10 protein-coding genes and 1 pseudogene are annotated in these 12,369 nt (G+C 69.4%); 6 read left to right on the top strand and 5 right to left on the bottom strand.

The genetic code is table 11. The features are described 5' to 3' along the window. The 6 genes and pseudogenes from A5711_RS02155 to A5711_RS02130 all read left to right on the top strand — a co-directional run. Window positions 1-207, top strand: a pseudogene (locus A5711_RS02155) (hypothetical protein); the annotation flags it as partial. A gap of 46 nt (window positions 208-253) precedes the next feature. Continuing rightward, window positions 254-772: a hypothetical protein gene (locus tag A5711_RS02150; RefSeq protein WP_067943619.1), complete on the top strand. Its 519-nt coding sequence runs from the start codon at window positions 254-256 to the stop codon at window positions 770-772. 55 nt (window positions 773-827) lie between these two features. Then, window positions 828-2,540 (top strand): Hsp70 family protein, encoded by a 1,713-nt coding sequence (locus A5711_RS02145; protein ID WP_067943618.1) that lies wholly within the window; start codon window positions 828-830, stop codon window positions 2,538-2,540. Window positions 2,541-2,722: 182 nt separating this feature from the next. Continuing rightward, the gene (locus A5711_RS02140) at window positions 2,723-5,686 is read left to right on the top strand and encodes a (Fe-S)-binding protein (protein ID WP_067943617.1); all 2,964 of its coding nucleotides are present in this window, start codon (window positions 2,723-2,725) and stop codon (window positions 5,684-5,686) included. A 32-nt stretch (window positions 5,687-5,718) separates the two neighbouring features. Then, entirely contained in the window at window positions 5,719-7,008 is a 1,290-nt protein-coding gene (locus A5711_RS02135) for a pyridoxal phosphate-dependent aminotransferase (RefSeq protein ID WP_067943616.1), read from the top strand. Window positions 7,009-7,034: 26 nt separating this feature from the next. Next, window positions 7,035-8,312: a YibE/F family protein gene (locus A5711_RS02130; protein WP_067943614.1), complete on the top strand. Its 1,278-nt coding sequence runs from the start codon at window positions 7,035-7,037 to the stop codon at window positions 8,310-8,312. Here the strand turns inward: A5711_RS02130 and rfbA are convergent. The 5 genes from rfbA to A5711_RS25910 all read right to left on the bottom strand — a co-directional run. Further along, complete coding sequence (gene rfbA, locus A5711_RS02125; RefSeq protein ID WP_067943612.1) at window positions 8,254-9,129, bottom strand: glucose-1-phosphate thymidylyltransferase RfbA; 876 nt, start codon at window positions 9,127-9,129, stop codon at window positions 8,254-8,256. The genes A5711_RS02130 and rfbA overlap by 59 nt on opposite strands. Window positions 9,130-9,150: 21 nt before the next feature. Beyond that, entirely contained in the window at window positions 9,151-9,525 is a 375-nt protein-coding gene (locus A5711_RS02120; RefSeq protein ID WP_067943610.1) for a nuclear transport factor 2 family protein, read from the bottom strand. Window positions 9,526-9,561: 36 nt separating this feature from the next. Further along, window positions 9,562-10,317: a maleylpyruvate isomerase family mycothiol-dependent enzyme gene (locus A5711_RS02115; RefSeq protein WP_067943607.1), complete on the bottom strand. Its 756-nt coding sequence runs from the start codon at window positions 10,315-10,317 to the stop codon at window positions 9,562-9,564. Between the two features lie 223 nt (window positions 10,318-10,540). Continuing rightward, a complete protein-coding gene (locus tag A5711_RS02110) occupies window positions 10,541-11,866 on the bottom strand; it encodes a UDP-glucose/GDP-mannose dehydrogenase family protein (RefSeq protein WP_067943601.1) in 1,326 nt (441 codons plus the stop codon). 88 nt (window positions 11,867-11,954) lie between these two features. After that, on the bottom strand, window positions 11,955-12,369 hold a 415-nt coding region (locus A5711_RS25910; RefSeq protein WP_231987405.1), incomplete at its 5' end, for a hypothetical protein.

The following is a 12,369-nucleotide window of genomic DNA, read 5'->3' as shown; positions in this document are numbered from 1 at the left end:
CTGCGCCGGCGCGCGGTGCGCATCGTGCGCGACGCGGCGGGCGTCGACGAGGAGACCGCGGCCGCCGCGCTGGCCGCCGCGGGCGGTCATGCCAAGACCGCGATCGTCGCGTTGCTCGCGGGCGTCGGCGCGGCCGAGGCCGCCGTCCGGCTCGACCGGGCGCGGGGGCGCGTGCGGGCCGCGCTCGGCAGGGTCGGCACGTTCTGAAGGCGCGCTCAGGAGGCTGGCAGGTGGTGTCAGTACCATCGGTGCCGTGGCACGCAACGGCCCACCCGACGACTTCCACGACCAGGCGACCCGGCATGCCGACTACGGCGTCGCTGAGCCGCCGACCACCGGCGAACCCCCCGCGAACCCGCCGGAGGGGTTCGAGCAGCCCGAGGCGTTCGACAACCTGGAGGCCGAACCCACTCCGTGGTATCGCAAGCCCCCGCTGCTGATCGCCTGGTTGGTTTTCGTCGCGATCCTGATCGCCCTGATCGTCTACGGCATCACCGAGCTGCTGCAGGGTGGGCAAGGCACCAGCCCGTCCCCGAGCACCAGCAGCACGAGCACGACGACGACCACCGCTACGACCGCTCCGACGACCACCACCACGACGCCGACCACCAGCAGCGCGGTCGAGGCGCCGGCACAGCAGCCCACGCAGCAGCCCACGCGCCAGCCGAGCCAGCAGGAGCCGACGCACAAGCATCACCTGCCGCAGGTGCCCTCCGTGATCACGATTCCGGGGGTGCCCACGGCGATCACGGTCCCGCCCGGCCTGCGCTGACCGTCTCGGCCGCTATGGTGAGGACCACCGGGCGATCGGAAGTGGGGTGCGGGGCATGAGCGAGTCGCTCGGGCTGTCGATTGGGGCGGCCAACCTGGTGGCTGCCCGCGCGGGCAGGCCGCCGGTGGTCCGCAGCGCGGTATTGACGCTCTTCGAACGCCGGCCAACCGAAGTCGGCCTGCCGGAAGAGAACCCGAACCTGACCGAAAACGGGATGGTGCTGCGCGGATTCGTCGAGCGCGTCGGCGACCGGTCCCCACTGGTGGCGGCCGATGGAACGAAGTACCTCGGCGAGGTGCTGACGGTCGAAGCGATCGAAGCCATGGCGCGCACCGTCGGCTACGGCTCCCCGATCACCATTGCCGTGCCCGCGTACTGGTCCGACGCCCAGTTCACCGCGTTGCGTGAGGAATTCTTCGCCCAGCCGGACCTTGCCCGCGGCGGTGTGGCGCCGGTGCTCGTGTCCGACGCCACCGCCGCGCTCGCGGGGCTCCGCGGCAGACCGGCGTTCCCGACCGCCGGCGTCGTCGCGCTGTGCGATTTCGGAGCCAGCGGCACCAGCGTCACCCTGATGGACGCCGGGTCCGGCTTCACCCGCGTCGGCACGACGGCGCGATCGGCCGATTTCTCCGGCGACGCGATCGATCAGCTCGTCCTGGGTCGCCTGCGGGCCTCTGACGACACCATGGCCGACCTGGGCAGCACCGTGCGGATCGGCTCGCAAAGCCGCCTGCTCGGCGAATGCCGGCGCGCCAAGGAACAGCTGTCGACCGCCGCGACGGCCTCGATCGCGATGGCTCCGGGTGCGAACGCGCAGCTGTCGCGCGCCGAGCTGGAGCAGCTGATCGCCGAACCGCTGGACCGGTTCCTGGGCACCGTCGAAGAAGTGTTGCGCCGCAACGGGATTGCAAGGGACAGGCTCGCTGCCGTAGCGGCGGTGGGCGGAGGTGCCGGCATCCCGCTAATCGCCGCGCGGCTGTCGGAGCGTTTTCAGGTGCCGGTGCACACCCCACCGCAGCCCGCGGTCAGCGCCGCCATTGGAGCGGCCGTGCTCGGTGACCAGCAGGCGGCGGGCGGCGCCCCGACCGCCATGGGCCCCGTGGTGGAAACGCCGACCGAGATGGTCGGCACCGCCGGCATCGACATGACCCAGGCCGCGGCGGCCGCCCAGGCCACCGATGTGGACGGCGCCCTGGCCTGGTCCCAGGACGCCGACGGCGACGAGCCGGTGCCCTACACCGGGCGCGACGCCACGGGCGAGTACTCCCAGGAGGCAACGGATTCCGGCTACGGAGCCGGCGATCGCTACGCCGCCGAAGAGGGCCCACTGCCCTGGTACAAACGCACCGCGCTGGTCCTGTTGGTGGCGGGGGCGGCCGCGGCGATCCTGGTAGCCATCGTGTTGGCCCTGACCCTTGGCCGCCCCAAGTCCCATCCGGTCAACACCACACCGCCCAACACGCCGGCTCCGCCGCAAACGTCGCAAACCGTGACCATCACGGAGCCCAACGGCAGCACCACCGAGACGGTCCTCCCGCCGCCGCCACCGCCGCCGTCGTCGTCCGAACAGCCGCCGACCACCACGACGACCGAGGCGCCGACCACGACCACCACCACCACGACGCCGCCGCCGACCACCACGACGACCACGCCCCCGCCGACGACGACCACCGCGCCGCCCACGACGTCGCAAGCGACCACCACAGCCGCACCCCCGACGACGACCCGGTTCCGGCCGCTGCTGCCGCCCTTCGTACCGCGGGGCTGACGCGGCCGGTCCCGGCGACGAGGGTCACACGGGCCCGCTGATACGGCAGGCCACGGGCACCGCGGACCTCCAAGTTAGGGCAGCCTTTCTCGCGGCGGAAGCTGCGGAGATGTAACTATGAGCAGGGCTAAGCAGGCAAACAATTCGCAGGCTGAATCAAACATGCATTGGGGAGACCTTCTGTGACCACGCAGATGCTGATCAGACTCATCGTGGGCATGGGCATGACGCTGGTCGTGGCCGCGCTCGCCGGACGACGGGTCCTGTGGCTGTTCAAGCTCGTCACGTCCGGGAAGCCCGCGCCGGGTCACACCGACGACCCCGGCCGGCGAATCTGGACGGAGATCGCCGAGGTCTTCGGGCAGCGCCGCCTGCTCAAGTGGTCGATCCCCGGCCTGGCCCACTTCTTCACCATGTGGGGCTTCTTCATCCTGCTCACGGTCTACATCGAGGCCTACGGCCTGCTGTTCCAGGACAACTTCCACATCCCGATCATCGGGCGCTGGGACGCGCTGGGCTTCCTGCAGGACTTCTTCGCCACCGCCGTCTTCCTCGGCATCACCACGTTCGCCATCATTCGGCTGATGCGCAGCCCGCGCGAAATCGGCCGCTCGTCACGGTTCTACGGTTCTCACACCGGCGGCGCGTGGCTGGTGCTGTTCATGATCTTCAACGTCATCTGGACCTACGTGCTGGTCCGCGGGTCGGCGGTCAACAACGGCACGCTGCCCTACGGCAACGGCGCCTTCCTGTCTCAGCTCTTCGGGGCGATCCTGCGCCCGCTCGGCCAGCCCGCCAACGAGATCATCGAGACGACGGCCCTGCTCCTGCACATCGCCGTCATGCTGGCCTTCCTCATCATCGTGCTGCACTCCAAGCACCTGCACATCTTCACGGCGCCGATCAACGTCATCTTCAAGCGGCTGCCCGACGGGCTGGGCCCGCTGCTGCCGATCGAGGCCGACGGCAAGCCGATCGACTTCGAAAACCCGCCCGACGACGCCGAGTTCGGCCGCGGCAAGATCGAGGACTTCAGCTGGAAGGCCATGCTGGACTTCGCCACCTGCACCGAATGCGGTCGCTGCCAGTCGCAATGCCCGGCCTGGAACACCGGCAAGCCGCTGTCTCCCAAGCTCGTCATCATGGACCTGCGCGACCACTGGATGGCCAAGGCGCCCTACATCCTCGGGGATAAGGAATCGCCCGCCGAGAACACGCCGGAGGGCGGGATCGGCGAGGAACTGGCCGGCGAGAAGCACGCAGAGGCGCACCACGTCCCCGAGTCGGGCTTCGGCCGCGTCATGGGCTCCGGCCCGGAGCAGGCCACCCGGCCGCTGGTCGGCACCGCCGAGCAGGGCGGCGTCATCGACCCCGACGTGCTGTGGTCCTGCGTGTCCTGCGGCGCCTGCGTCGAGCAGTGCCCGGTGGACATCGAGCACGTCGACCACATCATCGATATGCGCCGCTACCAGGTGATGATGGAATCCGAGTTCCCCTCGGAACTTTCGGTGCTGTTCAAGAACCTGGAGACCAAGGCCAACCCGTGGGGCCAGAACGCGTCCGACCGGACCAACTGGATCGACGAGGTGGACTTCGACGTTCCCGTCTACGGCGAGGACGTGGACAGCTTCGACGGCTTCGAGTACCTGTTCTGGGTCGGCTGCGCCGGCGCCTACGACGACAAGGCCAAGAAGACCACCAAGGCCGTCGCGGAGCTGCTGGCCATCGCCGGGGTGAAGTACCTGGTGCTGGGCACCGGTGAAACCTGCAACGGCGACTCCGCGCGTCGCTCCGGCAACGAGTTCCTCTTCCAGCAGCTGGCGCAGCAGGCCGTCGAGACCCTGGACGGGGTGTTCGAGGGCGTGGAGACCGTCGACCGCAAGATCGTCGTCACCTGCCCGCACTGCTTCAACACCCTGGGCCGCGAATACCGGCAGCTGGGCTCGAACTACTCGGTGTTGCATCACACCCAGCTGCTGAACCGGCTGATCCGCGACAACAAGCTGGTGCCGGTGACGCCGGTGTCCCAGGACATCACCTACCACGACCCGTGCTACCTGGGCCGGCACAACAAGGTGTACGAGGCGCCGCGCGAGCTGATCGGGGCGGCGGGCGCGACGCTCACCGAGATGCCGCGGCACGCCGAGCGCAGCTTCTGCTGCGGTGCCGGTGGCGCGCGGATGTGGATGGAAGAGCACATCGGCAAGCGGATCAACCACGAGCGCGTCGACGAGGCCCTGGCCACCGGGGCGGCCACGATCGCGACCGGCTGCCCGTTCTGCCGCGTGATGGTCACCGACGGCGTCAACGACCGGCAGGAAGAGGCCGGCCGCAGCGGCGTCGAGGTGCTCGACGTCGCCCAGGTGCTGCTCGGGTCCCTCGAGTACGACAAGGCGACGCTGCCGGAGAAGGGCACGGCCGCCAAGGAGGCGGAGAAGCGGGCGGCTCAGGCACCCAAGGCCACCGCCACCGTCGAGGCGCCGGCCAAGGAGACCGAGGAGGCACCCGCCGAGGCGGCCCCCAAGTCCGAGGCCGCGCCCGCAGCGCCCGCGCCCGCCAAGGGGCTGGGCATCGCCGGTGGCGCCAAGAAGCCCGGTAAGAAGGCGGCCGAGCCCGCCGCCGACGGCAAAGCCGAGGCATCCGCGCCCGCGCCCGCCAAGGGGCTGGGCATCGCCGGCGGCGCCAAGAAGCCCGGCGCCAAGAAGGCCGCGCCCGCCCAGGCCGAGGCCAAGACGGAGGCGCCGGCGGAGTCGGCGGCACCCGCCGCCCCGGCCAAGGGGTTGGGCATCGCAGCGGGCGCCAAGCGACCGGGCGCCAAGAAGGCCGCCCCGGCCGCCCAGGCACCCAAGGCCGAGGCTCAGCCCGAGCAAGCCGAGCCCGAGGCGGCCGAAGGCACGGCCGAGAAGGCGCCCGCGGCGCCGGTCAAGGGCCTGGGCATCGCCGCCGGCGCAAAACGACCGGGCGCCAAGAAGGCCGCCCCGGCCGCCCAGGCACCCAAGGCGGAGGCTCAGCCCGAACAAGCCGAGCCGGAGCCGGCGCCGAAAGGGGAGCCGGCAAAGGAGACCGACGGCGCGGACGCACCGTCCGGTCCACCGGTGAAGGGGCTGGGTATCGCGCGCGGGGCCCGTCCGCCGGGCAAGCGCTGACCTGGGATTTTGCGGCTTGACAGCAAATTTCGGTGGACAGAAGTGGCACCATTGGTGACGTGACCACTCACCAGCTGCCCCTGAACGCATCCGCGCACCACCGGCAGCGTGTCTTCGCGCAGTCGTCCAAGCTTCAGGGCGTTCTGTACGAGATCCGCGGCCCGGTGCACCAGCATGCCGCGCGGCTGGAGGCCGAAGGGCACCGCATCCTCAAGCTCAACATCGGCAACCCGGCGCCGTTCGGCTTCGAGGCGCCCGACGTGATCATGCGCGACATGATCCAGGCGCTGCCCTACGCGCAGGGCTACTCCGACTCGCAGGGCATCCTGCCCGCACGCCGGGCCGTGGTCACCCGCTACGAATTGGTCGAGGGCTTCCCCCGCTTCGACGTCGACGACGTCTACCTGGGCAACGGGTGCTCCGAGCTGATCACGATGACGCTGCAGGCCCTGCTCGACAACGGCGACGAGGTGTTGATCCCGTCGCCCGACTATCCGCTGTGGACGGCGTCGACCTCCCTGGCCGGCGGCACGCCCGTGCACTACCTGTGCGACGAGACGCAGGCGTGGCAGCCCGACATCGCCGACCTGGAGTCCAAGATCACCGAGCGCACCAAGGCGCTGGTCATCATCAACCCCAACAACCCGACCGGCGCGGTCTACAGCCGCGAGGTCCTCACCCAGATGGTGGAATTGGCGCGCAAGCACGAACTGCTGCTGCTCGCCGACGAGATCTACGACAAGATCCTCTACGACGACGCCAAGCACATCAACGTGGCGTCGCTGGCCCACGACATGTTGTGCCTCACGTTCAACGGGCTCTCCAAGGCCTACCGGGTGGCCGGCTACCGCGCGGGCTGGCTGGCGATCACCGGCCCCAAGGACCACGCCGAGAGCTTCATCGAGGGCATCAACCTGCTGGCCAACATGCGGCTGTGCCCCAACGTCCCGGCGCAGCACGGCATCCAGGTGGCCCTCGGTGGCCACCAGAGCATCGAAGACCTGGTGCTGCCCGGCGGGCGCCTGCTCGAGCAGCGCGACGTCGCCTGGGAGAAACTCAACGAGATTCCCGGGGTGTCCTGCGTCAAACCCGAGGGCGCGCTGTACGCGTTCCCCCGGCTGGACCCCGAGGTCTACGACATCACCGACGACGAACAGCTCGTCCTCGACCTGCTGCTGCAGGAGAAGATCCTCGTCACGCAGGGCACCGGATTCAATTGGCCGGCACCGGATCACCTGCGCATCGTGACGCTGCCGTGGGCCCGCGACCTGGCGGCGGCGATCGAGCGGCTGGGCAACTTCCTGGTCAGCTATCGCCAGTAAGGAACTTCGCAGCCGGCGCCTCTACGGTGGACCGCGTGACGCACTCGCACTCGCATTCACACAGCCTGTCCGGGCCGGCCCCGGTTGAGTCGCTGCCCGCCAGGATCGTCGTCGGGCTGCTGGTGGCGATCGGGGTGGCGGTCCTGGGTGGCGCCATCGCGCTGTGGCCCAGCCGGCAGCACGTCGCCATCCCGATGCCCTTCCAGAATGCGGCCGGCGGCGCCGTGAGCACGCAGGCCGGACACGTGCTGTCCAGCGGCGTGGGTGACTGCGGCAGCCCGTCGGTCAGCCAGGTGCTCACCACCGCGCCTCAGCCGGCGCCGCCGGGCGCGGGGCGGTGCGTGCTGACCCAGGTGGCCATCGATTCCGGGCCCAATGCGGGCGCCAACACGTTGCTGGAATCCTCCCCCGGTCCGGGCCAGCCGAAATTCGCGGTGGGAGACCACATTCGGCTCGTCCGGCAGGTCGACGATCAGGGCGCCACCAGCTACGCGTTCTACGACTTCGAACGTGGCTGGTCGTTGGTCGCGCTGGCCGTCGCATTCGCGGTGGTGATCGTCGCCGTTGCCCGCTGGCGGGGACTGCTGGCGCTGGTGGGCATCGGGGTCGCGTTCGTGGTCCTGGTGGCCTTCTTGCTGCCTGCGTTGCGCGACGGCGCACCCGCGGTTCCGGTGGCCCTGGTGGCCGCGGCGGCCATCCTCTACGCGGTCATCTATTTGGCGCACGGCGTGAGCCTGCGCACCAGCGCCGCGCTGCTGGGCACCCTGACTTCGCTGTTGGTGGCGGCGGGATTATCTTGGGCGGCAATACAAGTGGCCCATTTGACCGGGTTGTCCGATGATCAGAACGCCACCGTCAGCGCGTATTTGGGCAACGTGTCGATCAGCGGCCTGCTGCTCGCCGGGTTCATCATCGGGTCGCTGGGCGTGCTCAACGATGTGACGGTGACGCAGGCGTCGACGGTGTTCGAGCTCGCCCACCTCGGTGGCTCGCGGCGCGCAATCTTTTTGGGCGCCATCCGAGTTGGCCGCGACCACATCGCCAGCACGGTGTACACGCTGTTGCTCGCCTACGCGGGCAGCTCGCTGCCGCTATTGCTGCTGTTCAGCGTGGCCAACCGCTCGTTGACCGACGTGCTGACCAGCGAAAGTGTGGCCATCGAGATCGCGCGGTCGGCGGTGGGCGGCATCGCGCTGGCGCTGTCGGTGCCGCTGACGACGGCGATCGCCGCGGCGCTGGCGAAGCCTAGTGAAACCGGCTCCGCTCCAACAGATCCAGCAGATAGCCGCCGTATCCGGACTTGAGCAGCGTGTGGGCGCGCTCGGCCAACTGCTCGTCGGTGATCCAGCCCCGCTGCCACGCCACTTCCTCGGGGACGCTGACCTTCAGGCCCTGCCGCCGTTCCAGTGTGCGCACGAAATCGCTGGCGTCCAGCAGGGAGTCGAACGTGCCGGTGTCGAGCCACGCCGTCCCGCGGGCCATCACCTCGACCGAGAGCTGGCCCCGGTTGAGATAGATCTGGTTGACCTCGGTGATCTCGTATTCACCGCGCGCCGATTTCTTCAAGCCTTTGGCAATCTCGATCACGTCGTTGTCGTAGAAATACAAGCCCGGCACCGCGTAATTGGACTTCGGCGTCTTGGGTTTCTCCTCCAGCGACAGCGCTGTGCCGTCGTCACTGAACTCGACGACGCCGTACTCCGACGGGTTGGCCACCCAGTAGGCGAAAACCGCCCCGCCGCTTATGTTTTGGAAACGGCTCAGGCTGGTGCCCAGCCCCGGGCCGTAGAAGATGTTGTCGCCCAACACCAACGACACCGAATCGTTGCCGATGTGGTCGGCGCCCAGCACGAAGGCCTGGGCCAGACCGTCGGGGCTTTGCTGCGTCACGTAGCTGATGTTGATCCCGAACTGTGAGCCGTCGCCCAGGAGCCGCTGAAAGCCCGCCGCATCGTGCGGGGTGGTGATCACCAGAATGTCCTGGATCCCGGCCATCATCAGGGTGGACAGCGGGTAGTAGACCATCGGTTTGTCGTACACCGGAAGCAACTGCTTGCTGATGCCGACGGTGATCGGATGCAGGCGAGTGCCCGAGCCGCCGGCCAAGATGATCCCGCGCATGAATGACTCCCTGTTCCGCGCTTAGTTGACGAGGTCGTTTTCGGTGAGTTCGGTCGCCGCCAGCGCCGACGCCAGGTCGTCGTGCCGGAACACGGACGTCACGTGGTCGTGGACCACGCGGAATGCCGACGCGGCGGTTGTCACGGCCCCGGGATTGTCCGGGGCGCTGACCTTCTGTTCGACGACCACGACCCCGTCGTGCACGTACATCCGGCCGAGTTCGGCCGTCGCGTGGCGGGAGGCGGCCCACCCACGCAGCGCCTCGTGCCCCTGCGCGGCCCCGTGCGCGTCGCCGATCTCGATGTCGTCGCTGGACAACGCGAGCAGGGTTTCCAGGTCGGCCGAGTTGAGCGCGTCGTGCCATGCCAGGACGGTGGCGATCTCCGAAGTGGTCATGGGTTGCAAGTTACCGTGTGCGCCCAGCCGCCGTGGCTAGAGCGGGGTACGGTCCAGCCAGTTCTGCCACACCGCCTCGTCGCCGAACAACTGAATGCCCGTGTCGGCGAGCGGCACCCGGCGCAGGATGGCCAGCAGCAGCTCGGTCGCGCCGCCCCGCAACGCCGCCGTGCCCTTGCCGTGCTCGTGCGACCAGGCGATCCGGCCGTCGTCGACACCGATAGTCCACTCGCCGGCTTCGCCCAGACCAGGGTCGGTGGCGTGCAGGTGCAGGGTGTTTCCGCCCTCGAGCGGGAGTGCCGCCCCTTCGCCGCCGGCCTGGATCGCGATGCGCTCGAGCCATTCGGTGATCGCATCGGCGGCCAGGCCGGCATCCAGCGCGAATTCGGCGCCCAGCGCGATGGCCGCGTCGGCCCGATGCACCGCCACCTCGTGCAAGCGGCGGCGGATCCACCAGTTCGCCGGGCGGAGGCCGAGAAAGGTCCACACCGGCGTTTCCACACCCGTCAGCTCGACGGCGTCGACCAGCCGCTGCGCGCCGCCGTGCAACCAGGAGATGGCGTCGGCCGGATCGGGTGGCGGCTTGCCGCCCTCGACGGACCGGAAGTCGAGAAACTCCTGCAGTCGCTCCCGCACGATCTGCGCCGCCCAGCGGTCGCCACGGCCGACGTGGCGCAGCAGCTGATTCAGGTCCCACCCCGGGCAGGTCGGCACGGGCGTGGACTGGTCCGCATCCCGGAAAAGCTCCGAAAATGCGCGGTTTTCTTCCAGGAATGCACCGGCATAATCCACGCGGGTCAGGCTACTCGCCGGCGCCAAACGACCAAGGACACACTGGGCAGAGGACTTCGTCCCTATTGCGGTCTATGGCGCAGGGACGAATACCGGGAACACGCGGCTGTGCACCGCCAGTTCGCGAAAGAAGATCGCGCCATGGCTCAGGAGCTGCGACGGATGGCGGAATGCGAGCCGACGCACGATTCCGCCCCGCCTTCGAGCGCTGGCTAGCGGCCGGCTAGGGCCGCGGCGCCCCCAGCCGGAACAGCCGCCAGCCCGCTTGCTTCCAGCGGGCGGCATCGAGGCAGTTGCGGCCGTCGACGATGACCCGGGCCCGCACGCGGTCGGCCAGGTCGCCGGGGTCGAGGTCGATGAATTGGCGCCATTCGGTCAGAACGAGCACCGCGTCCGCGCGATCACACGCCTCCTCAACCGAAACCGCGTAGTTCAGCGTCGGGAACAGCCGCTGCGCGTTGTCGAGCGCCTTGGGGTCGTACACGTTGACCGCGGCGCCGTTGAGCTGCAGCTGACCAGCGACGTTGAGCGCTGGCGAGTCGCGCACATCGTCGGATTCGGGCTTGAACGCCGCACCGAGCACGGCGATATTGGCGCCCAGCAGCGACCCGCCGCAGGCCGCGCTGGCGAGCTCCACCATCCGGCTGCGCCGGCGCATGTTGATGCTGTCGACCTCACGCAGGAAGGTCAGCGCCTGGTCGGCGCCCAGTTCGCCGGCGCGGGCCATGAAGGCACGGATGTCCTTGGGCAGGCAGCCACCGCCGAAACCCAAACCCGCGTTGAGGAATTGGCGGCCGATGCGGGGGTCGTAGCCGAGCGCGTCGGCCAGCACGCTGACGTCTGCGCCCGCGGCCTCGCACACCTCAGAGATGGCGTTGATGAACGAAATCTTCGTCGCCAGAAAGGCGTTGGCGGAAACCTTGACCAGCTCCGCGGTCTGCAGGTCCGTCACCAGGAACGGCACGCCCTCGGCAAGCAGGGGGCCGTAGAGTTCGCGGACCGCCGCCTCGGCCCACGTCGAATCCTGTTGGACCCCTAGGACGATGCGGTCCGGATGCAGGGTGTCGTGCACCGCGTAGCCCTCACGCAGGAACTCAGGGTTCCAGGCGATCTCGACGTCGACCCCGCGCGGCGCCAACGCTGCCGCCCGGTGGTTCAGCTCGGCGGCGGTTCCCACCGGAACGGTCGATTTCCCCACGAGCACCGACGATCTCGTCAGCCGCGGCACCAGGGCGTCGATCACGGCGTAGACGTGGCGCAGATCGGCGCCGTACTCGCCCTTCTTCTGTGGCGTGCCCACCCCGAGGAAATGCACGTCGGCGAATTCGGCCGCCATGTCGTAGTCGGTGGTGAACCGCAGGCGGCCCGTTGCCAGGTTCTTCGTCAGCAGCTTGCGCAGGCCGGGTTCATAGAAGGGAATGTCACCGCCGGCGAGCTTGGCGACCTTGCCCGGGTCGATGTCGACCCCGACCACCTCGTGTCCCAGTTCCGCCATTCCGACCGCGTGGGTGGCACCCAGGTAGCCGGTGCCGAAGACGGTGCATCGCATGTAACCGGTATACGTCGTCGCGATGAGCTAACTGCATCGCCTCCCTAAGCGGAAGGCAAACGGCAGGTGACAGCTGGCCCCGAACCGATTAGTGCCGGCCGAACCCACCGTGGCCACCGCCGAAACCGCCGTGGCCGCCGCCGAAGCCCGGAATGCCGGGGAACCCGCCGCCACCGCCGCCGTGACCTTCGTCTCCGCCGCCATGACCACCGCCGAAGCCGCCACCGGGCGGCCCACCGATGATCGGTCCACCGATGCCTGGGATCGGCAGCGGGATCGGCACCGGAACGGGCGCCACCGGAGGTGGCGGCGCGGGAGCCGGCGCGACCGGAATCGGGGCAGGCGCCGGGGCTTCGGGAACCGGAACAGGAGCGGGAGCCGCCGGGGCCGGCGCCGGGGCGGGCACCTGGGCCTCCGGAGCGGGCGCCGGGGCCGCCAGGGGCACGAGGCGCTGCGTGGGTGGGCCGCCTCCCGCCACGCGACGGCCGAACTCGGCCGGATGT

The sequence above is a fragment of the Mycobacterium sp. E2238 genome, assembly GCF_001672665.1.
Taxonomy (GTDB): domain Bacteria; phylum Actinomycetota; class Actinomycetes; order Mycobacteriales; family Mycobacteriaceae; genus Mycobacterium.
This window is presented reverse-complemented; position numbering and strand designations above follow the sequence as displayed.

What these genes read in the sequence shown, in the direction of transcription:
- A5711_RS02110 (WP_067943601.1), bottom strand. Translation starts at nt 11,866, where the DNA reads ATGCGATGCACCGTCTTCGGCACCGGCTACCTGGGTGCCACCCACGCG.
- A5711_RS02145 (WP_067943618.1), top strand. Translation starts at nt 828, where the DNA reads ATGAGCGAGTCGCTCGGGCTGTCGATTGGGGCGGCCAACCTGGTGGCT.
- A5711_RS02120 (WP_067943610.1), bottom strand. Translation starts at nt 9,525, where the DNA reads ATGACCACTTCGGAGATCGCCACCGTCCTGGCATGGCACGACGCGCTC.
- rfbA (WP_067943612.1), bottom strand. Translation starts at nt 9,129, where the DNA reads ATGCGCGGGATCATCTTGGCCGGCGGCTCGGGCACTCGCCTGCATCCG.